The following is a 26,953-nucleotide window of genomic DNA, read 5'->3' as shown; positions in this document are numbered from 1 at the left end:
ATGCGCAGCTTTGGAGCATGGGTCTTTGCGGATGCACTTAGAGGCAGACCCATGACCCAGGAAACCGGCGGATTCGCCGCTTTTAATCTTAACCCGAATATTCTTGCAGCCGTCGCAGCGACCGGCTACGAAGAGCCTTCGGCGATTCAGCAGCAATCGATCCCGATCATCATGGCCGGCCAGGACATGATTGGCCAAGCGCAAACCGGTACCGGTAAAACCGCCGCGTTCGCACTGCCTATCCTGCACCGCATCGATCCTGCCAAGCGCGAACCGCAAGCCCTGATCCTGGCGCCAACTCGTGAGTTGGCGCTGCAAGTAGCAACCGCTTTCGAAACCTACGCCAAGCAAATGCCGGGCGTTACCGTTGTGGCCGTTTACGGCGGCGCGCCGATGGGCCCACAACTGAAAGCAATCCGTAATGGCGCACAGATCGTTGTCGCCACTCCGGGCCGTCTGTGCGACCACCTGCGTCGCGACGAAAAAGTTCTGTCGACCGTGAACCACCTGGTTCTCGACGAAGCTGACGAAATGTTGAAGCTGGGCTTCATGGATGACCTGGAAGTCATCTTCAAGGCTCTGCCAGCGACCCGTCAGACCGTTTTGTTCTCGGCGACCCTGCCGCAGTCGATCCGCGCCATTGCCGAACGCCATCTGCGCGATCCGCAACACGTGAAGATCCAGACCAAGACCCAGACCGTTACCGCGATCGAACAGGCTCACCTGTTGGTTCACGCTGACCAGAAGACTTCGGCCGTTCTCAGTTTGCTGGAAGTGGAAGATTTCGACGCGCTGATCATGTTCGTGCGCACCAAGCAAGCGACCCTGGATCTGGCCAGCGCCCTCGACGCCAAAGGCTACAAAGCTGCGGCGCTGAACGGTGACATCGCCCAGAACCAGCGTGAGCGCGTTATCGACTCGCTCAAAGATGGCCGTCTGGACATCGTTGTTGCGACCGACGTTGCTGCTCGTGGTCTGGACGTTCCGCGCATCACTCACGTGTTCAACGTTGACATGCCGTACGACCCAGAGTCCTACGTTCACCGTATCGGCCGTACCGGCCGTGCCGGTCGCGAAGGTCGTGCACTGCTGCTGGTGACTCCACGTGAGCGCCGCATGCTGCAAGTGATCGAGCGTGTAACCGGTCAGAAAGTCGCTGAAGTTCGCCTGCCGGACGCTCAGGCTGTTCTCGATGCACGCATCAAAAAACTGACCAACAGCTTGTCGCCGCTGGTCGCTGATGCCGAATCGACTCACGGTGAGCTGCTCGATCGTCTGACTGCAGACATCGGTTGCACCCCGCGTGCTCTGGCTGCTGCGCTGCTGCGCAAAGCCACCAACGGTCAAGCGCTGAACCTGGCCGCGATCGAGAAGGAACGTCCACTGGTGCCGAACAATGCACCGCGTGGCGACCGTCCTGAGCGCACCGGTGATCGTCCTGATCGTGGTGACCGCGAGCGTCGCGCGCCAATGCCTCTGGGCGAAGGCCGTGCTCGTTGCCGTACCGCGCTGGGTGCGCGTGACGGTATCGCCGCGAAAAACCTGCTGGGCGCCATCCTCAACGAAGGCGGTCTGGCCCGTGAAGCGATCGGTCGCATCCAGGTGCGTGACAGCTTCAGCCTCGTCGAGCTGCCGGAAGATGGTCTGGACAAACTCCTGACCAAACTGAAGGACACTCGCGTTGCCGGTAAGCAGCTGAAACTGCGTCGCTATCGCGAAGATTGATCCGCCCTTGGGCTGATTGATCGAACATAAAAAATCCCCGACTGGTTCGGGGATTTTTTATGCCTGTTTTTTGCCTTTGTGGGAGCGAGCCTGCTCGCGAAGACGTCAACCGAAACGATAGATATCCATGCCCAGCGCACCCATCGTGAATCCCTTGTGCGCCACGCTGAACTCACCCCCCGCGCCTCTGGCAAAATATAGCGGCAACAAATGCTCATCACTCGGATGGCTACGCACCGCATGTGGTGCCTGCTGGCGATAATCGTGCAGCGCCGCCTCATCGTCAGTCGCCAGTTTCTCGATCACCCAGTCACGAAAGTCCCGTGCCCACGGCTCGACACTTTCCGGGCCGGCGTGCCAGTCCAGTTCGCGCAGGTTGTGGGTGATGCTGCCGGAGCCGATCAGCAAAATCCCCTGATCGCGCAGACTCGCCAGCGCTTGCCCGACCCGGGTTTGCAGCGCCGGGCCGCCACGGCTCGGGAGGGAGACCTGCACCACCGGGATATCCGCCTGAGGGTACATCAACGACAACGGCACCCAGACACCATGATCAAACGGACGCTGTGGATCGAGGCGCGCAGGCAGGTTGTTGGCATTCAACAAATCAGCCACTTCGGCAGCCAGCTGCGGATTGCCGGGTGCCGGGTATTGCACTTCAAACAATTCGCGGGGAAAGCCACCGAAGTCGTGCCAGGTTTCCGGTTGTGCATGGCTGCTGACCAGCAGCTCGTGGCTTTCCCAATGCGCGGAGACGATGACGATGGCTTTGGGTTTCGGCAGTTCGGCGGCCAGGCGCGCCAGGGCCGGGCCACTGGCGCCGGGCTCCAGTGCGAGCATGGGTGAACCATGGGAGATAAACAGGCTGGGAAACATGGACGGGTTCCTGAGCGTTAAGATGATTCATCTTCAGTCAGTTCATTGATCTAAATCTAATATAAGTTTTAACGCTTTTTGATCGAATTATTGGGAGTGAGGCATGCAGCCTGAGTTTTGGCACAAGAAGTGGGTTTCGGGCCAGATCGGTTTCCATCTACCCGAGGTGAACCCGTATCTGCAGCGGCACTGGGCGGTACCTGAGACGGCGAGAGTGCTCGTGCCTTTGTGTGGGAAAAGTCTGGATCTGGCGTGGCTGGCAGGCCACGGTCATCAGGTGCTCGGGATCGAACTGTCGGAAAAGGCTATCGAGGACTTTTTCAGTGAGCATCAGATACAGCCACAGATCAGCGAGAACGGCGCATTCAAAGTCTATCGCGGTGACGCTATCGAGTTGTGGTGCGGGGATATCTTTGCGCTGACAGCGAGTGATGTGGCCGATTGCGCGGCGATATACGACCGTGCCGCGCTGATTGCCTTGCCGGCGCCGATGCGTGAGCGCTATGCGGCGCATCTTCAGCAGATTCTGCCACCGGGTGTACACGGGTTGCTGATTACGCTGGATTACGATCAGGCGCAGATGCCGGGGCCGCCGTTTGCAGTGGGGGACGATGAAGTGCAGCGGTTGCTGGGAGGTGTCTGGCAGGTGGAGGTGTTGGAAGAGCAGGATGTGCTGAGTGAGAGCGGGAAGTTCCTGCAGGCGGGCGTGACGCGGCTGGAGGAGCGGGTTTACCGGGTTTCCAACCGATAGCTTTTTGTTGCACTTACTGGCCTCTTCGCGAGCAAGCTCGCTCCCACAGTGATTTGTGCTGTGTCAACGATTGTATAAACACCGCATAACCTGTGGGAGCGAGCTTGCTCGCGAAAGGGCCGGCACTGTCGACGCATAATCCAGAGGAACAAAAAAGGCCCGCATCACTGCGGGCCTTTTCATTGTTACCGGTCAGATCAACCGCGACGACGCAACGCGTCGATACGCTCTTCCAGTGGCGGGTGGCTCATGAACATGCGGGCAAAGCCCTGCTTGATGCCACCGTTGATGCCAAAGGCGTTCAGGGTGTCCGGCATGTGCACCGGCAGGCCTTGCTCGGCGCGCAGGCGTTGCAGTGCGCCGATCATCGCGCTGGTGCCGGCCAGGCGTGCGCCGGCTTCGTCGGCACGGAATTCGCGCTTGCGCGAGAACCACATGACAATCGCACTGGCGAGAATGCCCAATACCAGTTCAGCGAAGATGGTCGCCACGTAGTAGGCAATGCCCTGGCCTTCTTCGTTCTTGAAAATCACTTTGTCGACGAAATTGCCGATGATCCGCGCAAAGAACATCACGAAGGTGTTCACCACGCCTTGAATCAACGCCAGCGTGACCATGTCGCCATTGGCGACGTGACCGATTTCGTGGGCCAGCACGGCTTTCACTTCATCGGGCGAAAAACGCTCGAGCAGGCCCTGGCTGACCGCGACCAGAGCGTCGTTCTTGTTCCAGCCGGTGGCGAAGGCGTTTGCTTCGTAGGCCGGGAAAATACCGACTTCGGGCATCTTGATCCCGGCTTCGCGGGACAGTTGCTCGACGGTTTGCAGCAGCCATTGCTCATGCCGGGTACGTGGCTGGCTGATGATCTGGGTACCGGTGCTCATCTTCGCCATCCACTTGGAGATGAACAGCGAGAACAGCGAGCCGGCGAAACCAAAGACTGCACAGAAAACCAGCAGCTGACTAAGGTCGAGATCAACCCCGTTGGCCGCCATGAACCCGTTGAAGCCGAAAAGGCTCAGGGTGATGCTGGCTATCAGCACGACCGCCAGGTTAGTGGCCAAAAACAGCAGGATGCGCATCATGGTTGTAGAAATCTCCTCAAGCTAAAGATGTAGCGTACTGCGGGGTATATAAGGTGCTGCACCGGGGTATTCAACTGAGTGACTATTTCAAACTGTGTCCTACAGCAGATTCTTCGGTGCACGGCACATTTCCCACGACAGATACCGATAGGGATGACGGCCAGCCGCGACCCGTCGCCATTACGCCCGACGCAGGTAACCGGTATGAATCGCAAGTGTAGAAGGCGTGCGCGGAGGTGGAACGCAGAAGTGTTGCTGAATCAGACAGTGCGCAACGTTTGACCGTTACGCACTGCTGGCCAGTTACTGGCGGTAGGACTTGAGGAAGTTGCCGATACGACCGATGGCCATTTCCAGATCATCGACGCGAGGCAGCGTGACCACGCGGAAGTGATCCGGCCACGGCCAGTTGAACGCCGTGCCTTGGACCACCAGCAACTTCTCGGAGAGCAGCAGGTCGAGGACGAACTTCTCGTCGTTGTGGATCGGGCAGACCTTCGGGTCGATTTTCGGGAACGCATACAGTGCGCCCATCGGTTTGACGCAGCTCACGCCCGGAATGTCGTTGAGCAATTCCCAGGTGCGGTTACGCTGTTCGAGCAGACGACCCTGCGGCAGCACCAGATCATTGATGCTCTGGTAGCCGCCCAATGCGGTCTGGATCGCATGCTGGCTCGGCACGTTGGCACACAGGCGCATGTTGGCCAGCATGTCGATGCCTTCGATGTAGCTCTGCGCATTGTGCTTCGGCCCGGAGATCGCGATCCAGCCGGAGCGGAAACCCGCCACGCGGTACGATTTCGACAGACCGTTGAAGGTCAGGCAGAGCAGGTCCGGGGCCAGCGACGCGGTGCAGATGTGCACGGCATCGTCGTACAGAATCTTGTCGTAGATCTCGTCGGAGAATACCACCAGATTGTGCGCACGGGCGATTTCCAGCATGCCCAGCAACACTTCCTTCGAATACACCGCGCCGGTCGGGTTGTTCGGGTTGATGATCACCATGGCCTTGGTGTTCGGGGTGATCTTGGCCTTGATGTCGGCCAGATCCGGGAACCAGTCGGCGCCTTCGTCGCACAGGTAATGCACGGCATTGCCACCGGCGAGGCTGACGGCGGCGGTCCACAGCGGATAGTCCGGGGCTGGCACCAGCACTTCGTCGCCGTTGTTGAGCAGTGCCTGCAGCGACATCACGATCAGTTCGGATACACCGTTGCCCAGATAGATGTCTTCGATGCCGACACCTTCGACATTCTTCTGCTGGTAGTACTGCATCACCGCTTTACGCGCGCTGAACAAGCCTTTGGAGTCGCTGTAGCCTTGCGCGGTCGGCAGGTTGCGGATCACATCCTGAAGGATTTCGTCCGGCGCTTCGAAACCAAACGGCGCCGGGTTGCCGATGTTCAGCTTGAGGATGCGCTGGCCTTCCTCTTCCAGTCGTTTGGCGTGCTTGAGCACCGGGCCGCGAATGTCGTAGCAGACGTTGGCGAGCTTGTTCGATTTGCTGAACTGCATGGCGATGTGATCCCGAAAATGAACGATCCAGACGGCGGGTGGACAACCGTACTGGGATTCCTGCGTCTTCGCACAGGCGGATGTCTTGAGCCGCGGCTCCCAGAATCCGTTTGAATGCGCCCGGTCTGGCTGCCAGACTGGTGCGTGACGAGGCGCAATCATACGTGCCGCCCGATCCGTGGAAAAGGTACAGATCGGGCTTTTTCAGCCGCTGAGGTGTGATGATGGAAAAGTTGGAAAAAACCCTGGAAGAATGGCGGGCCATGCTCGACCCCGAGCAATACAACGTTTGTCGTCTGAGTGCGACCGAGCGTCCGTTCTCGGGCAAATACAACGACACCAAGACCGACGGTGTCTACCACTGCGTTTGCTGCAACAAAGCGCTGTTCGATTCCAAGGCCAAATTCGATTCCGGCTGCGGCTGGCCGAGCTTCTACGAACCGATTGGCGAAAGCGCGATGACCGAAATCCGTGACACCAGCCACGGCATGATCCGCACGGAAGTGAAGTGCGCGCGCTGCGATGCGCATCTGGGTCATGTGTTTCCCGACGGCCCGCCCCCGACCGGCCTGCGTTATTGCATCAATTCGGTGTGCCTGAACCTCGAACCGCGCGCATAAACGATCGAAGGCGACCTTTGGGTCGCCTTGTTATTCGATAATTAAATTGCACACAATTTAATTGCTCGCTATGTTTGGCCTTTCCCGACTTTTCTGCGGAGCCCAACGCCATGAGCGACAACCTGCTGAACATTCCTTGCACCACGATCAAAGGTGAGCAAAAGACCCTGGCTGATTTCGCCGGCAAAGCGGTGTTGGTGGTCAACACCGCCAGCAAATGCGGTTTCACCCCGCAGTACAAAGGCCTCGAAGAACTGTGGCAGACCTACAAGGATCAGGGCCTGGTGGTATTGGGTTTCCCGTGCAATCAGTTCGGCAAGCAGGAGCCGGGCAACGAGGGTGCGATCAGTGAATTCTGTGAGTTGAACTTCGGTGTCAGCTTCCCTTTGTTCAAGAAAATCGACGTTAACGGTGCCGACGCGCATCCGCTATTCGTGCAACTGAAAAAACGCGCGCCGGGTCTGCTTGGCTCCCAGGGCATCAAGTGGAACTTCACCAAGTTCCTGATTGGCAAGGACGGAAAACTGGTCAAGCGTTTTGCCCCGACCACCAAGCCGCAGGAGCTGAGCGGCGAGATCGAAGCCCTGCTCAAATGAACAGCCTGCCGGTCGATTCGCTAAAGCTCGACAACCAGTTGTGCTTCAAGTTGTACGCCGCCTCCCGAGCGGTGATTCGCGCCTACAAGCCGATGCTCGATCAGCTCGGTCTGACCTACCCGCAATATCTGGCGATGCTGGTGTTGTGGGAATGGCAGGACACCGCGCCCGAGCAACCGACTGTCAAGGCGTTGGGCGAGCGCCTGGCACTGGACTCGGGCACGCTGACGCCATTGCTCAAGCGCCTCGAGCAGTTGCAGTGGGTGCAGCGCCAGCGTTCGACGCGTGACGAGCGCGAAGTGCACCTGAGCCTGACACCGGCAGGGCAAGCCTTGCGCGAGCAGGTCGGGCCGCTCAAGGCCCGGTTACTGTGCGACAGCGGGGTCGATCTGGACCGGCTCAATGACCTGCGTGACGGCCTCGATCACTTGCTGGGGAAGATCAAAGCGCTGTCGTAGTCGGGATCCACTGATCGAGCAGGGCCGCTAACTCTTCACGGCGGAAAGGCTTGGCCAGATAGTCGCTCATACCCGCCGCGCGGCAGCGTTCGCGTTCCTCGGACATCGCATTGGCAGTCAGGGCGACGATAGGCAGGTTCGGCCAGCGCCCGCTTTGCCGAATCTGCCGGCTGGCTTCGTAGCCGTCCATCACCGGCATGTTGCAGTCCATCAGCACCAGATCGAATTCGTGATACTCCAACTGATCGAGCGCTTCGGCACCGTGGGCTGCGACGATGACCTCGCAGCCCAGTTTGCCGAGCATGCCTTTGGCCACCAGTTGATTGACCGGGTTGTCTTCGACCAGCAACACTCGCCCGCGTCGCACCGAGGGAGCGGTTTCGAGCTGCGCATCGTTAATGGCAACGACGTCCGGTTGCAGGGTGCGCCGCAGGTTCTGGTAGAGCGCGTTACGCGCCAACGGTCGTGCCTGTTGTTGCAGAGGGGCGAGCGCAGCCGCTTCTTCGCTCGGCAGAAAGCTGCCGTAGGCGGTCACCAGCAAAATCGGCGCACCTTGGGTCGGGCGTAATCCGAACAGGCATTCCGGGCAATCGGTAATCACCACGTCCGGTGTCAGGCCCAGCAGTGAGTCATCGATGGTGCGCTGCTCATACGCCAGGCCCCAGACCGGCAGCAGACTCTGCAACAGTTCCGCCAGACCACTGCTGGCCGCGGTAATGGCGAGCACTTTTCCGTGCAGAGGGGCCGGGACCAACGCTCGGGTATGACACGGCAGCGGCAACTCGGCACAGAACTGACTGCCAAAACCGGTCTCGGAACTGATGGTCAGGCGCCCCTGCATGGCTTCGCAGAGGTTGTACGTCAGCGCCAGTCCCAGCCCGGTGCCGCCGTACTGGCGAGTGATACCGGCGCCTGCCTGAGTGAATGGCTGGAAGATTTTCAGCTGCGCGTCCTGGGCGATACCGATGCCGGTGTCGCAGACCTCGATGCGCACGCCATCCTTGTAGGTCGACAAGCGCACGTCTACCCGGCCGAAGCGGGTGAACTTCAGGGCGTTGGACAGCAGGTTGCTGACGATCTGCCGCACGCGAGTCGGATCGCCGAGCACCAGTGCCGGGAAGTGCGGATCGATCAGGCAGGTCAGCTCGACGCTCGGCGCCGCGTTCTGCGACAGCAGGTTGGCGGTGTCTTCGATCAATGAGCCGAGATCGAACGGAATGTGCTCAAGCTCCAGTTGCCCGGCATCGAATTTCGACAGGTCGAGGATATCGTTGAGCAATTCCACCAGCACCTTGCCCGAATCGTGGGCGATCGACAGCTGTTGCTGCTGCTCGGCATTCAACGGGCCATCGAGCGACAGCGCGATCATCCCCAGCAGCCCGTTGAGCGGCGTGCGGATCTCATGGCTCATGTTGGCAAGGAAGGCCGAACGGGCCTCGGCCATTTCCAGGGCGGTGCTGCGGGCGACTTCGAGTTCCTGATTGGACTGGCTGAGCCGGGCGTTGATTGCCTTGAGTTCGGCGGTGCGCGCCGAGACGATGTTTTCCAGTTGCCCGAGGTAGTCGGTCAGGCGGTTTTCGGCGTTGCGTCGTTGCTGGATCTCGGTGGCAATGTTCTCGAATTGCTGATTGGCGACTTTGACCAGCACGCCGATTTCATCGTTGCCGTGGCCGGACGGGCACTCCAGTGTGGTCGGCTCGGCGCTGCGCGGGTCGCGCCCGCTGAGTTCGCGGATCACCCGCACCAGCGGTTTGGTCAGCATCACGTAGAACAGCGCCAAGAGGATGCCGGTGAGAATCAGGCTGCGGGCGAAACCATTGAGCAGGGTGACCTCGGCCCGGCGCAGGAAACGGCTGCCGAAGGCATAGGTGTCGACCTCGAGGCTCAACACCCCCAGCGATTCATTGGGCAGATGATCCAGGTACAGACGATCCTCGAACTGGCGCTTGGCGCCAAACAGGAAGTCGCTGATCACCCGATAGCCGCTTTGCAGCTCCGGGCGTTTGACGCTGGCCAGCACCGTACTGTTGTTGTCGATCAGTTGCGCTGAAATGATCGCCGGTGAGCGCAACAGGCCCAGGGTCAGTTCCTGCGCCAGCTCGGCGTCGATGTTGTAGGCGATCCGCGAGGCCGGGTTATGGCTGATTTCCAGCAAAGACAGGATTTCACGGTTGATGGAGGCGTCTTCGCTGGCATAATCGATGCCGATTTGCAGCAGGCTGAGCAGCGTGCCCAGAATGAACCCGACCAGCACAGTAAGCCTGGCTTGCTTGTACGACAGCCGGTGGGTGAATTTGATATCCATGGGGTGTTGAACCACTTCCGTTTCCCTTCGCTGCTCAAGCATAGTCGATCATGTATGGATACCGAGGTTCCCGAATCGCCTTGTAACAAGGCTTGGTAGGGTGATTTTTATCTGTGTGTCGTCGCTGGATCGTCATCATCACTGTGAATGTGCCCGAGGAGAAGACGTGGATTCCCGATTGAATGCTTTTCTTGAACGCGCCGAGTCGGTTCTGGCGCGGATCGAACCGCTGTTGCCGGCACCACGGCCGGTGATCGACTGGGGAACTTGTCTGGCGGCGCGCTGGCAGCGTGACGGGCGCAGCGGCTACCTGTTGCCGTTGGAGGTCAGCCTCGACATGCGTCTGTCCGACCTGATCGGTGTTGACCGTCAGCTCGAACAACTGGGGCGCAACACCCAGCAATTTCTTGATGGCATGCCGGCCAACCATGCGTTGCTGTGGGGCTCGCGCGGTACCGGCAAGTCTTCGCTGGTGCGGGCGTTGCTGGCGGAACACGCGGCTGCGGGCCTGCGCCTGATCGAGATCGAGCGCGATCATCTGGCGGATCTGCCGCGGGTGGTCGAGCAGATCGGTAAACTGCCGCAACGTTTCGTGCTGTTTTGCGATGACTTGTCGTTCGAATCCGGAGAAGGCGATTATCGCGTGCTCAAAAGCGTACTCGACGGTTCGCTTGAGCAGGCCCCGGATAACGTCTTGCTGTACGCCACCTCCAACCGTCGCCACTTGGTGCCGGAGAAGGAAAGCGACAACGAAAACTGGAAACGCGTCGACGGCGAACTGCACCCCAGCGAAGCCGTTGAAGACAAGATCGCGCTGTCGGACCGTTTCGGTCTGTGGCTGTCGTTCTACCCGTTTACCCAAGAACACTTCCTCAACGTCGTTGAACACTGGATTGGCCAATTGGCCGCGAAGGCCGGGCTGAACTGGCAGCGCGACGAAGAGCTGGACATCCTTGCCGTGCGTTGGGCCACCGGCCGCGGTAATCGCAACGGACGTTGCGCGTACCAATTCGCCCGTTACTGGGTGGGACTGAAATTGTTGGAGCACAAGGCATGATTGATTTGCAACAAAGCGGCCAAGGCCTCGAAGGCTATGGCATGTTGGCCGCACAACTGGAATCGCTGCTGGCGGACGAGCGCGATTTCATCGCCAACGCCGCGCAGTTTTCGGCGTTTCTGTTCAACCAGCTCGATGACTTGAACTGGGCGGGTTTTTACCTCAACCGTAACGAAGAACTGGTGCTCGGGCCGTTTCAGGGGCAGATCGCTTGCGTACGCATTCCGTTTGGGCGGGGTGTGTGCGGTGCGGCGGCGGCCACTCTGCAAACCCAGCGCGTTGAAGATGTGCACGCGTTCCCCGGGCATATCGCCTGCGACAGCGCTTCGAACAGTGAACTGGTCGTGCCGTTGGTCAAGGATGGTCGCCTGATCGGTGTACTGGATCTCGACAGCCCGAAGCTGGCGCGTTTTGCTGCGCAGGATCAGGCCGGTATCGAGCAACTGGCGGCAATTTTCCTGCGTTTGACCGACTGCTGATCACGCGGTAAGGCCAGCCTTGTGCAACAGGCTGGCCGGGTCCACGTTGTCGATCTGCCCGGGATCGAGAAAACGCACGGCGTACTGCATGTACACGCCTTCGTTGATGAACAAACCGAACAGCTGCGCATCGATGTGCGCTTCGCGGCACATGGTGGCCATGATCGCCAACGCCTCACTCAAGGTTTTCGCTTTCTTGTACGGGCGGTCGGCTGCGGTCAGCGCCTCGAAGATATCGGCAATCGCCATCATCCGCGCCGGCAGGCTCATGTCCTCACGCTTCAGGCGTTTCGGGTAACCGGTGCCGTCCATTTTTTCATGATGACCGCCGGCGATTTCGGCAATGCTGTCGAGGTGGCCGGGGAAGGGCAGGTGGCTGAGCATCATGATCGTCTGCACCATGTGGTGATTGATCACGTAACGCTCTTCGCGGGTCAGGGTGCCGCGGCTGATGCTCAGGTTATACAGCTCGCCGCGATTGTATTTGTAGCGCGGTACATCCAGCTTGAAGCCCCATGGATTGTCTTCGGGAATCAACTCGCTCGGGTTACGTTCGAGCAAGTGCTCGGGCTTGTCTGCCAGAAGCTTTTCACTGACCGGCAAACTCGGTGCCGAAGTGCGCGCCTGGCGCCGGTTTTCTTCCCATGACACCCCCAGTCGGTCGTCAAGGGTGCGCATCCAGGTGCGTTGCGCCAATTGATCAAGACGTTGCAGATCCGCTTCGGCCATGGCCTCACTGCCCAGATTGCAGCGCGCGACAAACGCAAAGTCGTCATCGAGCGCCGCCAGCGTGGCGTCGCGCAATTGCGCCAGTGCTGGCTCATCGCCGCCCAAGGCCCGCGCCTGCCAAAAGCTGATCCAGGCATCACGCTTGAGCACTTCGAAGCGGGTGCGGATTTCATGAATACGGTCGTTGATGGTTTCCAGTTTGGTCGCCTTGTCGACCACGTACTCCGGCGTCGTCACCTTGCCGCAATCGTGCAGCCACGCGGCAATGTGCAAGGCTTCCCATTCATCTTCGCTCGGCTGGTAGGCACTGAAGGCGGGCGCCTGACTGGCCGCCGCTGCCTGGGCGAGCATCAGCGTCAGCTCTGGCACGCGCTGACAATGCCCGCCGGTGTACGGACTTTTGGCGTCGATGGCGCCGGCGAGCAATTGAATAAAGGCGTCGAGCAACTGCTTCTGGCGGGCTTGCAGGCGTTGGCTCTCGATACTCACCGCCGCCGCACCGGAAACAGCCTGCAGGAACGCGATGCGGTCGGGCCGCAGTTTTTCCATGTCCGCCGCCGCGCCGCTGTCGTTGACCAGTAGAATCAACAGGCCGATGGTCTCGTCGTGACGATTGTGCAAGCGGATGCCGATCAAATGGACCCGTGGCGATTGCATCGCCAGCAGGACTTTCTGCAGATCCCCGGCCTGATCGACGCCGAAGTTGCTCACCACGTTATTGGCGCTGACCAATTGTTCGAACCATTCCGGGCCTTTGTTGAGTTGCAGGTCGTGGCCCTGAATGTCGAACGCTTCCAGCGCCTGAGGCGTGTCATCGATCACCAGTCCGTAAGGTTCCATGCGGCTACTGTCACTTTCACGCAGATAGATCAGGCCTGCCTGCGCCTGGGCAATCTGCACCGTTTCGAACAGCACCCGTTGCAGCAGGGGGGCGAAGCGGGTTTCGGCGCCGAGGGTATCGGTGATCCGGAAGAAACTGGCCAAGGTGTCTTTCATGCGCGCCATCGACACGCTCAACTGGTCGACTTCCAGCACCGGTGAGCGGCGTGCCAGCGGAAAATTGAAATCGAAACTGCGGATTGCATCGGCTTCCCTGACCAGCGCATGCAGCGGCTTGACCAGAATCCGCGAAATCACCCAGCCCAGCGGCAGGCACAACAGCAGAGTCGCGAGGGTGATCAGCGCGCCTTGCCAGCGCAAGCGGTAGGCATCGACCAGTAATTCGTCTTCCGGCACCAGCAGCGCCAACTGCAAGCCTTTCGGGCCACCCTCCTGAATGCTGGTGCGAGCGACGATCCACTGGCGACCATCTGCTTGCAGGCGATTGCCCGTGTGAGTGCCGGACAAGAGGGCGTGCAGGCCCGGGCTCAGATCCGCTGCTTTGGCCAGATGCGCCGTGCTGCCATCGACGATCAGACGCTGGCTGTCGGGGTAGGCCACGGCGTTGCCGTCGGCATCGAACAGGGCGATGTCGGTGGACGGTGTGACGACATGCTTGCTCAGCGCGGCCGACAGGGCGACCAGCGTCAGGTCAGCGCCGATGACGGCGTTCTCGCCGCTGCGTCGGGCCAGCGTGGTGCCGACGTTGTGCGTGGAGAAGAATACATAGGGCTCGGTGGTGATCTGTTGATTTTGCTGGCGAGCATCGTTGAACCACGCACGGCTGCGCGGATCGTAGCGGTCCTCAGGGTTGTCCTGACCGCCGATCGGCGTCAGTGCCTGATCGAAGAACAGTGACTGCGAGTGCGCCGCGCCCTGCGGGTCATGCTCGATACTCCAGACCTGGTACGCCGCCGCATCCGGGGCCTTGAGCAGCGTCTTCAAAGCGGCGCTGCGCAACGGTCGCACCATGAAAAAATCGCCATTGGCATAGCCCAGATACAGCGAGGCCAGATTCGGGTTGTCGACGAGCGACTGGCTGAACGGTCGGAGCAAAGGCAAGCGTTGCTCAAGGCGAGCGGCCTGAGTGGCGGGATTGTCGGCCAGCAAACTCAGCAGGTGGCGGATCGGCTGATAGGTGGCGGACATGTCCAGTCGAACGTCCTGTTCGATCCGCTCGAACAGCTTCTCGCTGCTCGACAGGATGATCTGCGTGGTCTGGCGGTAATTGAACAGCCCCAGCACGACCCCGGTGAGCAGCAGGAGGAATGTGAACATGACGCTGATGTGCACATGCAGCGGGAACCGGCGTTGCTCCGGGCGCAGTGGGCTGGGCATTTCTGGTTCTCCATGATGTTTAACTCACTGCTCAGCGCCAAGCATAGTTAAGGCAAGCTCATCGTGCTTTGATCCGACACCGCCAATTGTTGCTGCAAGGCCTGCTCGAGATCGAGCATCGCCTGGTTACTCGCCTCGCAACGGCGAGCGATTTCATCTGTCGACATTGCCTCGGCGCAAGCCTGCTCAAGGGCATCGCAACACTCGATTACACGCGATGCCTGAGCGATACGCGCGGCCCCTTTGATTTTGTGAGCGACCACCGCCAGCGCGCCGTGGTCATTTTCGGGCGACAGCGCGAGCAGTTCCTGGCGGTCCAGGCGGCTGCTTTTGAGCAACTCGGCCAACAGACGGCGAGCCTGCGCAGGGTTGCCACCGGTCAGCATGTTCATGTTCTGCAGGTTGAAGGCCGGTGGCGCTGCCGTCGGCGTGATGCCATCGACGCACTGGCTGAGCAGGCTCAGGCTCAGGGGTTTGAACAGGCAATCGTTCATGCCGGCCTGTTTGCAGCGCTGGATTTCCTCGGGTTGCGCATTGGCCGTGAAGCCCAGCACGGTGCAGGGCGGGCAGCGCGCCTGCAGTTCATGCTGACGAATGGCGCGGGTCAGTTCATAGCCATTCATCAACGGCATGTTGCAGTCGGCAATCACCAGATCGAAGTGGCCGGCCTTCCAAAGCTTCAGCCCATCACAGCCGTTCTCGGCAATGCTGAAGTCATGACCGAGAAACTCCAGTTGCTGACACATCAACAAGCGATTGGCGGGATGGTCATCGACCACCAGCACACGCAGAGGTGCCTGTGATGTCTTGATCGCGGGTTCACTTTTCACCGTGCTCACCTGTATCGGCAGTGTTTCCAGGGCCAGAGAGATGCAGACCTGCGTGCCGATGCCCGGCTGACTGCTCAATTGCAGTTGTCCGCCCATCATTTCGCACAGGTTGCGACTGATCACCAGCCCCAGGCCGGCGCCGCTTCTGCCTTGCTGGCTACTGTTTTCCGCTTGGGCAAACGGTTCGAACAAGCGCTGCTGATCCTCGGCACTGATGCCGACGCCGCTGTCCTGTACGGTCAGTTGCATCAGGGCGCGGGCAGGCACATCGGTGTTCATCAGATCCAGGGTGATCCGTACCTGTCCTTGTTCGGTGAACTTGATGGCATTGCTGACCAGATTCGACAGTACCTGCTTGAAACGCAGTGGATCCAGATACACATCGACGGCCAGATCCGGCGGATTGAAGATGACTTGCAGGCTGAGGTTTTTCTGCCGGGCGAGGCCGTCGAAGATCCTTGCCACTGACGCTACGGTGTCGACCAGATTGACCCGTTCCGGACAAAGGCTCAGGCGTCCGGATTCGATCCGGGCGATATCGAGAATATCGCCGATCAAGCCCAGCAAGTCCTTGGCCGAATGGTAGGCGGTGTCGATCGAAGAGCGGTCCGGGTGGTGTTGATCCATGCGTTTGAGCGTCAGTTCGAGCATGCCGATCACCGCATTCATCGGTGTACGGATTTCGTGACTCATGGTCGCCAGAAAGGTGCTTTTCGCCCGGTTGGCCTCATCCGCGCGTTCTTTGGCCGTACGCAGTTCATCGAACAACTGGCGGCGCTCGCTGATGTCGATCCAGCCGCCGATGATGCCTTTGACCTCGCCGCTGGAGTCGCGGTACGGCAGTATCCAGTGATAGATCGTCAGCCTTCGGTTGCCGATGTGCAGAGGCCGGTCGACGACCATCGGCGTGCCTTCGGCAACGACGCGCTGGTAATCGGCCTGAAAGGCCTGGGCCTCGAAGGCGTTACTCAGGGTGCCTTCAATGACGCTCTTGCCGATCACATCCTCGCGCCGGGCACTGAATGCTTCGAGATAGCTTTCATTGCAACTTTGCAACAGGCCCCGGCGGTCGCGCACATAAATCGGATGGGGTGTGCCGTCGACCAGCGAACGCATGAATTCGAACTGGTCGTTCAGCGCCCGTTCGGCCGCCTGGCGTTGTTTGATCTGGTGGCGCATGTAGGCGTTCCACGCCAATAGCAGCAGCAGTAACAGGCACGCGCCGATGATCACTTGATAGAACAGGCGCTGGTAGTTGTGCCAGATGTTCTGCGATGCCGTGGAGTAACCGCGCCAGCGGCCATTGATCACGCCCAGTTCATCCGGCGCGATGCTCAACAGGGCCTTGTTGATGATCGACGCCAGCTCCGTGCTGTCGCTGGCGGTCGCCAGGGAAAACGCAGCCTGGCTGGTGCCGATGGTGGTGGTGATTTGCAACGGCTGGTTAAAAATCCGCGATGAAATGAAGTAGTTGGCAATCACCAGCGAGTTGACCGCGCCATCGACCTGGCCTTCCGCGAGCAGCGACACCGCGCTGAAGGTATCCGCCGTTTCGATCAAATGGATGCGTGGATACTCGCGGCGCAGGTACTCGACCATCGGATTGCCCTGAGCAATCGCCAGTTGTTTGTCTCTGAGCTGGCCCAGATTGGTCGGGCCATCGGCGCTTTTGCGGGTCAGCAGAACGTAGGAGTTTTCCAGGTAAGGACGACTGAAATTGAGGGTTTTTTCGCGCTCCGTCGTCGGCAGTAAAGCGGCGATCAGATCGGCTTGATGACGGTCTATCTGCTGGATCATTTCCGCGTCGTTGCGGCTGCGGCGGATCTCGAAACGCAGGCCGGTGCGCAGACGGATCAGCTCGAGCAGGTCGGCACTGATGCCGCGAAAATTGCCGTCGTTGTCAAAGAACGTCAGCGGCGCGAACGCTTCATTGACCACCACGCTGACCACCGGGTGTTGTTTGAGCCAGGATTCTTCGCGCTGGGTCAGTTGCAGTTTCTGGTCGGTGAGCAACAGGTCGCTGCCGGCGCTCCAGCGCTTGGCGATATTCTCGCGTTCGCTGGCCGGCACAGCCTTGAGTACGGAGTCGATGACGTCCAGCAGTTGTGGGTTGTCGCGGCGCACGGCGAAGCTGAAACCCTGGGCTTCCTGCTTGCCGAAATTGGCCATGCGCACGTTGTTCAGGTAGCCCTTATTGATCATGTAGTGCGTGGACAGGGTGTCGCCGAGAAAGACATCGGCCTGATCGAATGCAACGGCGTTGATCGCATTCTGGTAGGAGGGGTAGCAGGTGATGAGTGCTTTGGGATACAGCGCCTTGACTTCGGGCAGCGGCAAGTAGTGATACACCATGCTCAATCGCAGTCCGGCGAGGCCTTCGGTGAGGGAGCGGGTTTCGTCTTCGCGGGTGACCAGCACCGGCTGGTCAATGGCATAGGGCATCGATAGCGCCAGGTTGGCATTGCTCGCCTCGAACCCGTTCGCAGTACCCAGCAGGTCGACCTGGCCATCGAGGAGCGCGCGAATCGCCGCATCCCGGGAGGGGAAACGCTGCACCCGGATCAGCAAGCCGGTGGCTTGGCCGAGGAGTCCGGCGTAGTCGGCCGTCAGGCCTTCGTAATCCTTGCCACTGACCGTCATGTCAAAAGGCGGATAGTCGGGCGCGGAGGTGCCCAGAACCAGTTCGTTACGCTCAAGCAGCCACTGCCGTTGGGACTGTTCGAAGGTGACCGGCACCGATTCGCTCGCCGACCGGCTGAGTAAGGCATAGTCCGGTGAAGTGCCGGGCATGGCGAACACGTTGCTGCTCAGGTAAAGACCTGCGCTCAACGCAATTAAATAGTCCTTTAAACGGCTGGGCATGCGGGCTCTCACACGAGTGCGTTTCGTTTGGCCATCTCGATAAGTTCTACAAGGGATTTGGCCTTGAGTTTTTGCATCAGGCGTTTTTTGTAAGTGCTGACGGTTTTATTACTCAGGAACATGCCTTTGGCGATTTCCTTGTTGGTGCGACCCTGGGCGAACAGTTGCAAGACCATCAATTCGCGATCATTGACGGATTTGAAAAGTTCCAGCTCGGCAAAACGGATATCGTCGCTGCGAACCGGATTCAATGCTTGACTGGGGAAATAGTTGTAACCGGAAAGTACCGCTTTTATCGCGCTGACCAGTTCGCTCAATTCCTCCTGTTTACAGACATAACCCGATGCGCCGGATTGCATGCAGCGAATGCCGAACAGTGTCGGGCACTGGGCCGTCAGAATCAGGATTTTCAGGGGGGAGCCCATGGCATTGAAGCGGGCCAGCACTTCCAGCCCGTCCAGCTTGGGAATGCTCACATCGAGAATGACCAGGTCGGGCATGCACTCGCGCACCATTTGCATGGCGTCGACGCCGTTATCGGTTTCACCAACGACCTTGTAACCTTCATGCTCCAGTAGCATTCGAACGGCGAGACGGATGACCGGGTGATCGTCGACAATAAAAACGGAGTTCATAATCAAATCCCATGCAAGCACGAATAAAGCGCGCACCTTAGCTCAGATGAATGAGCACTCGCATGGAGTGACATGGCTCCAGTCGCGTTATCGGATTATTCCTACAATTAATAAGGAAGCGGACTACGTTCAAACTAGGTTTGACGTAAGGAAGTGCAGGATTTGAACGGCCTTATAGTTTGACTTTATTGATTTGCAAGTGCTGGTTGTAAATGGGGTTTTATAGATGTTTAAAGTTGCTGATCCGACCGTGGGCAATAGTGGCTTTCCCGGTGATATCAGTCATTTGTCAAAAGCATGCGGATCGACGTGAGACATGCGGGTGACCAATGTCATGGCCGCCCGCATGTACCTGGGTCAGTGACTGGAGCGGCCGGTCATTTCCAGTGCCATGTCGCTGGCGTAGCTGTCGGTCATGCCGGCAATGAAATCGATCATGCGCAGAAACGAGGTGTGTAACGAACCTTGCGGATCCGGTGCGTTACTGCCCAACAGATCGAGAATGCGCCGGCTCTTGAACGACGGTGTGCGACCATTGTGTTGTTCCAGTGCCGCGCCGCAAAACGAGTTGAGCAGGATCTCCAGCGTCGTATACGCGCCGATCTCATGCAGGGTTTTGCGTTTGTCCTGAAAGATTTTCTTGCGGGCGATGTCCTTGGCATTCAACACGCAACGCTTGGCCGGACCGTGCATGTGTTCGACCAGATCGCCATGCAGCGTGCCGGCAAGCAGCGCGTCCTGTTGCTCGACAAATGCGCGTGCGGCGGCGTTGGTCAAATGCTCGATGGCCTTGCCGCGCAGGATTGCCAGTTTGCGTCGGCGCGAATCCTGCGGGCCGAGCTGACGATAGGTTTCCGGCAGATCATCGCCCACCAGCCCGAGCAGCAGCGATTCGACTTCGGCGTACTCCAGCAGCTCCATTTCGAGACCGTCTTCGAGATCAATCAGCGCGTAGCAGATGTCGTCGGCCGCTTCCATCAGGTACACCAGCGGATGGCGAGCCCAGCGCTGGTCTTCGATTTGCGGCAGGCCCAGTTTATGGGCGATCTGCTCAAGCAACGGCAACTCGCTCTGATAGCAGCCGAACTTGTGTTTCTTGTAACCCAACGAATCGGCGTGGCGCGCAGTCCACGGGTACTTCAGGTAGGTGCCGAGCGTGGCGTAGGTCAGCCGTGTGCCGCCATCGAACTGGTGGTATTCAAGCTGAGTCAGTACCCGAAAGCCTTGGGCATTACCTTCGAAATTGAGGAAGTCAGCCCGTTCGGCTTCACTCATGCCGTCGAGCCAGCCACGCCCGGCGGCCTGTTGGAACCAGTGGCGAATGGCATCTTCACCGGAATGGCCGAACGGCGGATTGCCGATGTCGTGAGCCAGACACGCCGACTGCACCACCATGCCGAGATCGGCCGGGTCGCACCATTCGGGCAAGGCACTGCGCAGGGTCTCGCCCACCCGCATGCCCAACGAACGGCCGACGCAACTGACTTCCAGCGAATGAGTCAGGCGCGTGTGGATGTGGTCGTTGCTGGTGACCGGGTGAACCTGGGTCTTGCGCCCGAGACGGCGGAAGGCACCGGAGAAAATGATGCGGTCATGGTCTTTGTGAAAAGGGCTGCGGCCAAGTTCTTGCGGGCTGTGCAGCGGCTTGCCGAGGCGTTCGCGGTTGAGCAGGGTGTGCCAATCCAAGGCTGATTCTCTCCGTCAGGTGACTGGGGGCGTTGGCGCCTAGCTTCCCGGTTCACGCCCGCCCCTGCAAGTGGAACTACAGTCCCGCCGCGTCGATGTCGATCAGCAGCAAACGCTCACCGTTGTCGAAAAATTGCCCGGCCGTCAGGCAGTACTGATTGCTGGTGGCATCGCGGTAGGTATTGGAGAGCGTCAGACGCCGCTCCTCCCAGCCTTCGGCGAGCAAATGATAGAAGTACGGACGCCAGGACCAGTTGTGCCCCAGATAACGATTGTCGGCGACCCAGCCGTGCTGCCGCCATTCCAGATTGGGCGTCAGTTGCGTGCCGTGACGATCGCATTGATAGAACCGTAACAGCCATGGGAAGGCGTCCAGTTGTGGCAATGCGCTCAACGGGGCATGAGCCTGAGCCCAGGCTTGCAGGATCGACATCAGTTCAGCCAGTTGCTGGCGCATTTGCATCAGCCGCCCACGCTCAGCGAGTTTCTGCCGAACATAGCGCTGGCGCAGTTCGGCAAAGCGTTGCACAAACGCATCGGTGGGAAAAAACGCCTCCTGCGCCCGCGCGAACAGGAAACCCTGCACATAGCGCGATCCGCATTCCAGAGCAAAATTCAATTGCGCTTCGGTCTCGACACCCTCGGCGATGATCCAGCAGCCGGTTTTCTCGGCCATCTGTGCGAGTGCCTTGACCACATCACTGCTCGGCCCGCCCAGTGCCGCGGCCTGAAACAGACGCATATCGAGTTTGAGAATGTCCGGTTGCAGCGCCAGCACCCGATCCAGTTGCGAGTAGCCGGCGCCAAAGTCATCGATGGCGATTCTCGCCCCGGCTTCGCGATAGCGCGCGACGACTTCGGCCAGGCGTTGACCATTGCCACCCAGTTCGGTGATCTCGAAGACGATGCGTTGCGGATCGATAGCGTAGCGCGCCAATTGTTTGAGGCTGGGCAGGGCTTGATCGGCGCGCAAGCGACTGATCCAGCGCGGCGACATGTTCAGGCTGAGAAACCAGTCTGCCGGTGCTTCATGCAGGCGGCTCAAGGCGTTGTCGCGGATCTGCCGGTCGAGGCGGCGCAGGGCAATGGCGGGTGTGCGCGGGTCGGCGAACAACGGCCCGACCGAAGTCAGTTGACCGTCGGCCTGGCGCAGGCGGCCCAGCGCTTCGACGCCAGCGATGCGTCCCGTGGCGGTATCGATAAAAGGTTGAAAGCAGGCGAGCGGTTGCCCGTCGATCACGGGGCCTCCTTGGTTCTTGTTTTGGTTGAACCCCGCCAGCCGGATAGGCGTACGGGATTGAACCTCCGGATAAAGAGGTTCATCCCGCCGCTACTGCAAGAATGTAGCCAGATGTATCTGCTTAGCGTTTTGCCGAACTCTGCATTACCAGTTTGATCAGCGGCCCAAGACTGGTGCCGAGTCGGATCAAGCGAGTCAATCCGCCAACGCCGCCGCTTTTCGCGCCTTTGCCGGTGATAAAGCCCAGCAGCGTAATGGCAGCCACGCCCCACAACGGCGCGTGTTTGATGCCGAAGCCACCTTGCAGGTTTTGCGACATGCCGCGCATGCGATGCAGAGGCTGCAGCACTTGCCCGGCTTCATGGCGGATCTCCTGACGATGCATTTCCATGCGCAGGCGGATCAACGCCTTGCGCATTTCCCGACGCGAGCTGTTGTGTGGCAGTTCAGGCAGGCTCATGGCAGCAGGCGCTCCCGGTCGTTGGCCAGCTCTTCGAGCGTGCCGTGGAAAGGTGAGGACTCATCGAAGATCGCCGCCTTGAGGCGCAGCCCGCAGAAGATCGAGGCAAGGGTATAGAAAACGCACAGGCCAATGATCGCGGCAAGCCGGTAAGTGTCCCAGAACACGATCATCACCAAGGTCGATAAGCCCACCAGCAACAACAGGGCAAAGACCAGGGCCAGGCCGGCGAACAGCAACAGGCTGACGGTACGGGATTTCTGCTCCTGCAATTCGATGCCGAACAATTCGACATGGCTGTGCAGCAGACCCAGAACAGCGGCGCCCAAGCGTCGCGTGGAAGAGGCGGTGCCCGCAGTCGGGCCGGATTCACCGATCGACATAATCAGCGCCGAGTGGCCAGCAGGCCGATCAGAAAGCCGACACCGGCGGCGATACCGACAGACTGCCATGGGTTGGCCGAGACGTAATCTTCAGTGGCGGTGACCGCAGCCTGACCGCGATCACGCAGGGTTTCTTCGGTCAGTTTCAGGGTCTCGCGAGCACGCAGCAGGCTGTCGTGGATCTGCCCGCGCAGCTCATCAGCCTGATCGCCGGCCAAGGTAGCGGTGTGCTCGAGCAACCGCTCGGTGTCGGCGACCAAAGTCTGGAAGTCGTTCATGAGGATTTCTTGAGCAGTCTTTGCCTTGATGCTGGCCATGGTGGATCTCCGTAAGTGACGTCTGAAGCGTTCGAGTATGAGCCTTGCGTGAAGGTTCAGTACAAATGACTGGTACAACTTTTGCTGTGTCGTGGTGCGTCGCCCGACTGTTGTGCGCTGTTGCCGGGCGTATGCCTTGAAAAACCTTATCCCGAACAATCTGGTTCGTGTCAGCACATCGACCTTGTGCGCCAGAACAGTTCGCCGGACCTGCGGATCGGTGACTGCGTGGTCGCAACTTGGTGCATGAAATGTGCGTATGAACCGCTTTGGTGCCTTTTTCGCCTTTAGGTCTGCCTGCTTATGGAAAATCTGCAAAGCGCTGTGGACACCTTGGTTCACAGCTCCAATACCTTGTTCATTCTGATCGGTGCGGTGATGGTGCTGGCAATGCATGCCGGTTTCGCCTTTCTGGAGGTCGGCACGGTCCGTCAAAAAAACCAGGTCAATGCGCTGTCGAAAATTCTCAGTGACTTCGCCGTCTCGACGCTGGCCTATTTCTTTATAGGCTATTGGATCTCCTATGGCGTGACCTTCATACAACCGGCGGCGGTGCTGAGTGCCGATCACGGTTATGGACTGGTGAAGTTTTTCTTCCTGCTGACGTTTGCCGCTGCGATCCCGGCGATCATTTCCGGCGGCATCGCCGAGCGCGCGCGTTTCGTGCCGCAGTTGTGCGCCACGGCCTTGATTGTCGCGTTCATCTACCCGTTTTTCGAAGGCATGATCTGGAACGGCAACTACGGTCTGCAAGCGTGGCTGAAGGTGCAGTTCGGCGCCGCTTTCCATGATTTCGCCGGTTCCGTGGTGGTGCACGCCATGGGCGGTTGGCTGGCGCTGGCAGCGGTATTGTTGCTCGGGCCGCGCAATGGCCGTTACCGCGACGGGCGTCTGGTGGCGTTCGCACCCTCGAGCATTCCTTTCCTGGCCCTGGGTTCGTGGATTCTGATTGTCGGCTGGTTCGGCTTCAACGTGATGAGCGCGCAGACGCTGCAAGGCGTCAGTGGTCTGGTAGCGGTCAATTCGTTGATGGCGATGGTCGGCGGCACCATGGCAGCGCTGCTCGTCGGGCGCAATGACCCGGGCTTCCTGCACAACGGCCCATTGGCCGGTCTGGTGGCGATCTGTGCCGGGTCCGATCTGATGCATCCGGTCGGTGCGCTGGTGACCGGTGCAATTGCCGGCGCGCTGTTCGTCTGGTGCTTTACCGCCGCGCAGGTGAAATGGCGCATCGACGATGTCTTGGGCGTGTGGCCATTGCACGGTTTGTGCGGCGTCTGGGGCGGGATTGCCTGCGGGATCTTCGGCCAGACCGCGCTCGGCGGGATCGGTGGCGTCAGCCTGATCAGTCAGTTGATCGGCACCGCACTCGGCGTCGCTGTGGCGCTGCTCGGTGGCTTCGTCGTATACGGCGCGATCAAAGCGCTGCACGGGCTGCGCCTGAGTCAGGAACAAGAGTATTACGGCGCCGACTTGTCGCTGCACAAGATCGGCGCGGTAAGCCAGGACTAAGTTTCGGCATCATCGCTACCGGGATAAAAACCGTGAAGCAGGCGATAGCGGTCGATGCGCACCTGATCGACTTTCTCCTGCACCTGATGCGCCGGCAGACCGAGCATGATCAAGGCGTGAGAGGCGAGCATCAGGCTTGACTCCAATAGCTCCGGCACCACTTCGTTGGCGCCGGCGGCTTTCAATTCGGCCCATTGGCTGTCGTCGCGGGTGCGAACCAGGATCGGCACATGGGCGTTGAGCCGACGCGCTTCCTTGAGGATGCGCAGGGCAATGTCACTCTGATCCACGGCGACCACCAGCAGTTTTGCGCGCAGCAGGCCAACGGCGTTCAGCAGATCGCCGCGCGACGAGTCGCCGTAATGCACGTCACTTTCTCCACTGGCAGCTTCCTGCACCCGGACCGGGTCATTGTCCAGTGCGATATAGGGCTGTTTGGCATTGCGCATGAAACGACCGATGGATTGGCCGACGCGGCCGTAGCCGCAAATCACCACATGCTGGTTGAGGTCGGCGTTGAGTGCGCTGATCTCTTCGATCTGCGCTTCCTCATTGGGTTTGCGGTGCAGGACTGCCGCAATACGTGGCGCGGCACGTAGCAACAGCGGCGTCAGCAGCATCGAGCAGAATGTCGCCGCAAGCAGCAGGTTGCCAAGACCTTCGGGCATCATGCTGTGTTGCTGCATCTGCGCCATCAGTGCGAAGCAGAACTCGCCCCCCTGGGCCAGCGCCAGACCGCTGCGCCACGCCGTTTCGCTGTCACTGCCGCGCCACTTCACCAGCAATGCCACGACGATGCCCTTGATCACCATCAACCCGACGGTGAGTCCGAGGATCAGCAGGCTGTGACTGAGGAACAGTTGCAGGTCGATGAGCATGCCGATGCTGACGAAAAACACCCCGAGCAGGATGTCGCGAAATGGCCGGATGTCGGCTTCGATCTGGTGCCGATAGTGGCTTTCACCGAGCAACATGCCGGCCAGAAATGCACCGAGGGCAGGGGACAGGCCCAGCAGGTGAGTCAGCCAGGCGGTCAGCAGCACAATCACTAGCGCCAGCAGCACGAACAACTCTGCCGAGCGTGACGCGGCCACTTCATGAAACAGCCGCGGCAGTAACCAGCGACTGGCTAGCAGTAGACCGACAAACAGCACCCCGGTTTTTGCCAGGGTCAGTGGCAACGCCCAGTACCAGGCCTGCTCGCTGCTGCCGGCAAACACCGGCACCAACGTCAGCAGCAACACCGCGACCACGTCCTGAAACAGCAACACGCCAACGGCATTCTGGCCGTGGCTGCTGAACACCTCGCCGAGGCTGCCCAATTCTTTGGTCACAATCGCCGTAGATGACAGCGAAAGCCCGGCGCCGAGCAACAGCGCTGGCGTCATTGGCATGCCGAGCAGCATCAGCAGCAGGCCCAGCAGCGCGGTGCTGATCAGCACCTGCTGACTGCCGAGACGGAACACCACTTGGCGCAGAGCGATCATCTTCGACAGGGAGAACTCCAGGCCTAGTGAAAACAACAGAAACACCACGCCCAGCTCGGCGACATCCGGCAAGTGTTCGCTTTCGTTGACCCAGTCGAATGCGCTCGGTCCGACCAGCAGTCCCACGCACAGATAACCCAGAACCGGCGGCAATCGAAGGCGCCGGAACAGGGCAATCACCACGAGGGATGAGGCGAGGATGATCAACAGATTGGCAAACACTGGACACTCCGATGTCAGATTCAGGCTTTTCAAGCGTAGAGGCAAAAAGGCCGGGAGGATCGCGTAATTGGGTTTTGTACAGACTGATTTGCGTCAGGGTTTTGCCTGTGAGCCTTTGTAGGGGGGCTGGAGCCTTTGGGCGGCGGTGGCTCGACGGGTTTTCAGGTGCGGCCTAGAATAGGCCCACTCATTTTTTGGTTGAGCAATCATGCCTCCTGAATGTCAGCTGTTCGGCACCCTTGGATGCCATTTGTGTGAAGTCGCCGAGGCCGAGCTGATGCCTCTTGTCGAGCATGGCCTGTTGGTTGAATTGGTCGATATTGCTGAGGATGAGTCTTGGTATGCGGCTTACAGCCTGCGAATTCCGGTGTTGCGCCGCATCGACACCGGGGCAGAACTGGACTGGCCATTCAGTGCTGATGAAGTCGTCGCGTTTCTGGGTTAATCCGCTTTTGTGGTTCATCCCGCCGGTCGCCGCTGCCATCCATTCCTTGGCATTTTGCGGATTGTTCGGTTACTGTATGGGCATACAGTAAATGCGTCAGAGGGATGAACCGTGGTCAATGTCGAACAGTTGAAGAACAGCGTGAACCGGATGTCGGTTGACGTGGTGCGTGAGGCCGTTCTCGAATTGCGCCTGGACGGGCTGGTCACGGAAGGCAAGACGCCGTTCAACAAGCTGCATTTCAACACTTGCTTTGCCGAAATCGAGGCCTTGTTTCAGCGTGCCGGTTACCACAAACAACTGGATGTGGTCGGTTACCAGGGTTTGCTCTACGCCTTGTATGACCCGGGCCGCTGGGAGGCCGTCGATGTGCTGCGCTGGCTCAAGGAGTTCACAGAAGCTGCAGCGCTCAAGTCGATCCCGGCCTGAGCATTCTGCGCTAGGTTCGTCTCACTCAGTGTTGG

The 26,953-nt window shown here is 59.5% G+C and carries 23 protein-coding genes; 10 read left to right on the top strand and 13 right to left on the bottom strand.

Annotated elements, in window-relative coordinates; genetic code table 11:
* Positions 1 to 51 precede the first annotated feature (51 nt).
* Positions 52 to 1,725, top strand: coding sequence for a DEAD/DEAH box helicase (locus tag ACRRSD_RS06595; protein ID WP_008088238.1), 1,674 nt, complete (start codon positions 52 to 54; stop codon positions 1,723 to 1,725).
* A 105-nt stretch (positions 1,726 to 1,830) separates the two neighbouring features.
* On the opposite strand, the gene ACRRSD_RS06590 is transcribed toward ACRRSD_RS06595, so the two are convergent.
* Positions 1,831 to 2,598 (bottom strand): DODA-type extradiol aromatic ring-opening family dioxygenase, encoded by a 768-nt coding sequence (locus ACRRSD_RS06590; RefSeq protein ID WP_435037567.1) that lies wholly within the window; start codon positions 2,596 to 2,598, stop codon positions 1,831 to 1,833.
* 103 nt (positions 2,599 to 2,701) lie between these two features.
* On the opposite strand from ACRRSD_RS06590, the gene ACRRSD_RS06585 reads away from it, so the two are divergent.
* The gene (locus tag ACRRSD_RS06585; RefSeq protein WP_435037566.1) at positions 2,702 to 3,349 is read left to right on the top strand and encodes a thiopurine S-methyltransferase; all 648 of its coding nucleotides are present in this window, start codon (positions 2,702 to 2,704) and stop codon (positions 3,347 to 3,349) included.
* A gap of 197 nt (positions 3,350 to 3,546) precedes the next feature.
* Here ACRRSD_RS06585 and htpX read toward each other — a convergent pair whose 3' ends face one another.
* On the bottom strand, positions 3,547 to 4,434 hold the full coding sequence (gene htpX, locus ACRRSD_RS06580; protein ID WP_007908619.1) for a protease HtpX: 888 nt from the start codon (positions 4,432 to 4,434) through the stop codon (positions 3,547 to 3,549).
* 303 nt (positions 4,435 to 4,737) lie between these two features.
* Positions 4,738 to 5,949: a pyridoxal phosphate-dependent aminotransferase gene (locus ACRRSD_RS06575; protein ID WP_007908620.1), complete on the bottom strand. Its 1,212-nt coding sequence runs from the start codon at positions 5,947 to 5,949 to the stop codon at positions 4,738 to 4,740.
* A 224-nt stretch (positions 5,950 to 6,173) separates the two neighbouring features.
* On the opposite strand from ACRRSD_RS06575, the gene msrB reads away from it, so the two are divergent.
* The 3 genes from msrB (at position 6,174) to ACRRSD_RS06560 (ending at position 7,623) form a co-directional block, all read left to right on the top strand.
* On the top strand, positions 6,174 to 6,569 hold the full coding sequence (msrB, locus tag ACRRSD_RS06570; protein ID WP_435037565.1) for a peptide-methionine (R)-S-oxide reductase MsrB: 396 nt from the start codon (positions 6,174 to 6,176) through the stop codon (positions 6,567 to 6,569).
* 110 nt (positions 6,570 to 6,679) lie between these two features.
* The gene (locus ACRRSD_RS06565) at positions 6,680 to 7,165 is read left to right on the top strand and encodes a glutathione peroxidase (RefSeq protein WP_007908624.1); all 486 of its coding nucleotides are present in this window, start codon (positions 6,680 to 6,682) and stop codon (positions 7,163 to 7,165) included.
* Complete coding sequence (locus ACRRSD_RS06560; protein WP_435037564.1) at positions 7,162 to 7,623, top strand: MarR family winged helix-turn-helix transcriptional regulator; 462 nt, start codon at positions 7,162 to 7,164, stop codon at positions 7,621 to 7,623. Before ACRRSD_RS06565 ends, ACRRSD_RS06560 begins: the two co-directional genes overlap by 4 nt.
* Here ACRRSD_RS06560 and ACRRSD_RS06555 read toward each other — a convergent pair.
* On the bottom strand, positions 7,607 to 9,928 hold the full coding sequence (locus ACRRSD_RS06555; RefSeq protein WP_435037563.1) for a response regulator: 2,322 nt from the start codon (positions 9,926 to 9,928) through the stop codon (positions 7,607 to 7,609). The two genes, ACRRSD_RS06560 and ACRRSD_RS06555, sit on opposite strands and share 17 nt — an antisense overlap.
* Positions 9,929 to 10,094: 166 nt before the next feature.
* Between ACRRSD_RS06555 and ACRRSD_RS06550 the strand changes: the two genes are divergently transcribed.
* Positions 10,095 to 10,985 (top strand): ATP-binding protein, encoded by an 891-nt coding sequence (locus ACRRSD_RS06550; RefSeq protein WP_038364248.1) that lies wholly within the window; start codon positions 10,095 to 10,097, stop codon positions 10,983 to 10,985.
* Positions 10,982 to 11,464: a GAF domain-containing protein gene (locus ACRRSD_RS06545; protein ID WP_401044197.1), complete on the top strand. Its 483-nt coding sequence runs from the start codon at positions 10,982 to 10,984 to the stop codon at positions 11,462 to 11,464. The genes ACRRSD_RS06550 and ACRRSD_RS06545 overlap by 4 nt, the downstream gene beginning before the upstream one ends.
* On the opposite strand, the gene ACRRSD_RS06540 is transcribed toward ACRRSD_RS06545, so the two are convergent.
* From ACRRSD_RS06540 to ACRRSD_RS06505, 8 genes are all read right to left on the bottom strand, one after another.
* Positions 11,465 to 14,410 carry an HD domain-containing phosphohydrolase gene (locus ACRRSD_RS06540; RefSeq protein WP_435037562.1) on the bottom strand — a complete coding sequence of 982 codons (2,946 nt, stop codon included), beginning with the start codon at positions 14,408 to 14,410 and terminating at the stop codon, positions 11,465 to 11,467.
* Positions 14,411 to 14,457: 47 nt separating this feature from the next.
* Entirely contained in the window at positions 14,458 to 18,102 is a 3,645-nt protein-coding gene (locus tag ACRRSD_RS06535) for a transporter substrate-binding domain-containing protein (RefSeq protein WP_435037561.1), read from the bottom strand.
* 8 nt (positions 18,103 to 18,110) lie between these two features.
* Positions 18,111 to 18,737, bottom strand: coding sequence for a response regulator transcription factor (locus ACRRSD_RS06530; protein WP_038364238.1), 627 nt, complete (start codon positions 18,735 to 18,737; stop codon positions 18,111 to 18,113).
* A gap of 357 nt (positions 18,738 to 19,094) precedes the next feature.
* Positions 19,095 to 20,423, bottom strand: a complete 1,329-nt coding sequence (locus tag ACRRSD_RS06525) for a deoxyguanosinetriphosphate triphosphohydrolase (RefSeq protein ID WP_077573918.1) — start codon at positions 20,421 to 20,423, stop codon at positions 19,095 to 19,097.
* A gap of 76 nt (positions 20,424 to 20,499) precedes the next feature.
* Positions 20,500 to 21,663: an EAL domain-containing protein gene (locus tag ACRRSD_RS06520; RefSeq protein WP_435037560.1), complete on the bottom strand. Its 1,164-nt coding sequence runs from the start codon at positions 21,661 to 21,663 to the stop codon at positions 20,500 to 20,502.
* Between the two features lie 121 nt (positions 21,664 to 21,784).
* On the bottom strand, positions 21,785 to 22,123 hold the full coding sequence (locus ACRRSD_RS06515; RefSeq protein ID WP_435037559.1) for a hypothetical protein: 339 nt from the start codon (positions 22,121 to 22,123) through the stop codon (positions 21,785 to 21,787).
* A complete protein-coding gene (locus ACRRSD_RS06510; RefSeq protein ID WP_016985474.1) occupies positions 22,120 to 22,506 on the bottom strand; it encodes a phage holin family protein in 387 nt (128 codons plus the stop codon). The genes ACRRSD_RS06515 and ACRRSD_RS06510 overlap by 4 nt, the downstream gene beginning before the upstream one ends.
* Before the next feature lie 2 nt (positions 22,507 to 22,508).
* Positions 22,509 to 22,823, bottom strand: a complete 315-nt coding sequence (locus ACRRSD_RS06505) for a DUF883 family protein (RefSeq protein WP_038364228.1) — start codon at positions 22,821 to 22,823, stop codon at positions 22,509 to 22,511.
* Between the two features lie 303 nt (positions 22,824 to 23,126).
* Between ACRRSD_RS06505 and ACRRSD_RS06500 the strand changes: the two genes are divergently transcribed.
* Positions 23,127 to 24,335 (top strand): ammonium transporter, encoded by a 1,209-nt coding sequence (locus ACRRSD_RS06500; protein ID WP_435037558.1) that lies wholly within the window; start codon positions 23,127 to 23,129, stop codon positions 24,333 to 24,335.
* Here ACRRSD_RS06500 and ACRRSD_RS06495 read toward each other — a convergent pair.
* Complete coding sequence (locus ACRRSD_RS06495; RefSeq protein ID WP_435037557.1) at positions 24,332 to 26,044, bottom strand: cation:proton antiporter; 1,713 nt, start codon at positions 26,042 to 26,044, stop codon at positions 24,332 to 24,334. The genes ACRRSD_RS06500 and ACRRSD_RS06495 overlap by 4 nt on opposite strands.
* 208 nt (positions 26,045 to 26,252) lie before the next feature.
* Here ACRRSD_RS06495 and ACRRSD_RS06490 point away from each other — a divergent pair, with 208 nt between their 5' ends.
* Together ACRRSD_RS06490 and ACRRSD_RS06485 are read left to right on the top strand one after the other, a co-directional pair.
* Positions 26,253 to 26,489: a glutaredoxin family protein gene (locus ACRRSD_RS06490; protein WP_150792975.1), complete on the top strand. Its 237-nt coding sequence runs from the start codon at positions 26,253 to 26,255 to the stop codon at positions 26,487 to 26,489.
* Between the two features lie 111 nt (positions 26,490 to 26,600).
* On the top strand, positions 26,601 to 26,918 hold the full coding sequence (locus ACRRSD_RS06485) for a transcriptional regulator (protein ID WP_003226726.1): 318 nt from the start codon (positions 26,601 to 26,603) through the stop codon (positions 26,916 to 26,918).
* Positions 26,919 to 26,953 lie beyond the last annotated feature (35 nt).

The sequence above is a fragment of the Pseudomonas neuropathica genome (genome assembly GCF_051174785.1).
Taxonomy (GTDB): Bacteria; Pseudomonadota; Gammaproteobacteria; order Pseudomonadales; family Pseudomonadaceae; genus Aquipseudomonas; species Aquipseudomonas neuropathica_A.
Note: the sequence above shows the minus strand (reverse complement) of the source record. Positions and strands in the feature narration are given on the sequence as shown.

Excerpts from the sequence above, each read along its gene's own strand:
- ACRRSD_RS06505 (WP_038364228.1), bottom strand. The coding sequence starts at position 22,823 with ATGGCCAGCATCAAGGCAAAGACTGCTCAAGAAATCCTCATGAACGAC.
- htpX (WP_007908619.1), bottom strand. The coding sequence starts at position 4,434 with ATGATGCGCATCCTGCTGTTTTTGGCCACTAACCTGGCGGTCGTGCTG.
- ACRRSD_RS06545 (WP_401044197.1), top strand. The coding sequence starts at position 10,982 with ATGATTGATTTGCAACAAAGCGGCCAAGGCCTCGAAGGCTATGGCATG.
- ACRRSD_RS06500 (WP_435037558.1), top strand. The coding sequence starts at position 23,127 with ATGGAAAATCTGCAAAGCGCTGTGGACACCTTGGTTCACAGCTCCAAT.
- ACRRSD_RS06575 (WP_007908620.1), bottom strand. The coding sequence starts at position 5,949 with ATGCAGTTCAGCAAATCGAACAAGCTCGCCAACGTCTGCTACGACATT.
- ACRRSD_RS06535 (WP_435037561.1), bottom strand. The coding sequence starts at position 18,102 with ATGCCCAGCCGTTTAAAGGACTATTTAATTGCGTTGAGCGCAGGTCTT.
- ACRRSD_RS06595 (WP_008088238.1), top strand. The coding sequence starts at position 52 with ATGACCCAGGAAACCGGCGGATTCGCCGCTTTTAATCTTAACCCGAAT.
- ACRRSD_RS06555 (WP_435037563.1), bottom strand. The coding sequence starts at position 9,928 with ATGGATATCAAATTCACCCACCGGCTGTCGTACAAGCAAGCCAGGCTT.
- ACRRSD_RS06590 (WP_435037567.1), bottom strand. The coding sequence starts at position 2,598 with ATGTTTCCCAGCCTGTTTATCTCCCATGGTTCACCCATGCTCGCACTG.
- ACRRSD_RS06530 (WP_038364238.1), bottom strand. The coding sequence starts at position 18,737 with ATGAACTCCGTTTTTATTGTCGACGATCACCCGGTCATCCGTCTCGCC.
- ACRRSD_RS06585 (WP_435037566.1), top strand. The coding sequence starts at position 2,702 with ATGCAGCCTGAGTTTTGGCACAAGAAGTGGGTTTCGGGCCAGATCGGT.
- ACRRSD_RS06490 (WP_150792975.1), top strand. The coding sequence starts at position 26,253 with ATGCCTCCTGAATGTCAGCTGTTCGGCACCCTTGGATGCCATTTGTGT.
- ACRRSD_RS06540 (WP_435037562.1), bottom strand. The coding sequence starts at position 14,410 with ATGCCCAGCCCACTGCGCCCGGAGCAACGCCGGTTCCCGCTGCATGTG.
- ACRRSD_RS06510 (WP_016985474.1), bottom strand. The coding sequence starts at position 22,506 with ATGTCGATCGGTGAATCCGGCCCGACTGCGGGCACCGCCTCTTCCACG.
- ACRRSD_RS06560 (WP_435037564.1), top strand. The coding sequence starts at position 7,162 with ATGAACAGCCTGCCGGTCGATTCGCTAAAGCTCGACAACCAGTTGTGC.
- ACRRSD_RS06565 (WP_007908624.1), top strand. The coding sequence starts at position 6,680 with ATGAGCGACAACCTGCTGAACATTCCTTGCACCACGATCAAAGGTGAG.
- ACRRSD_RS06515 (WP_435037559.1), bottom strand. The coding sequence starts at position 22,123 with ATGAGCCTGCCTGAACTGCCACACAACAGCTCGCGTCGGGAAATGCGC.
- msrB (WP_435037565.1), top strand. The coding sequence starts at position 6,174 with ATGGAAAAGTTGGAAAAAACCCTGGAAGAATGGCGGGCCATGCTCGAC.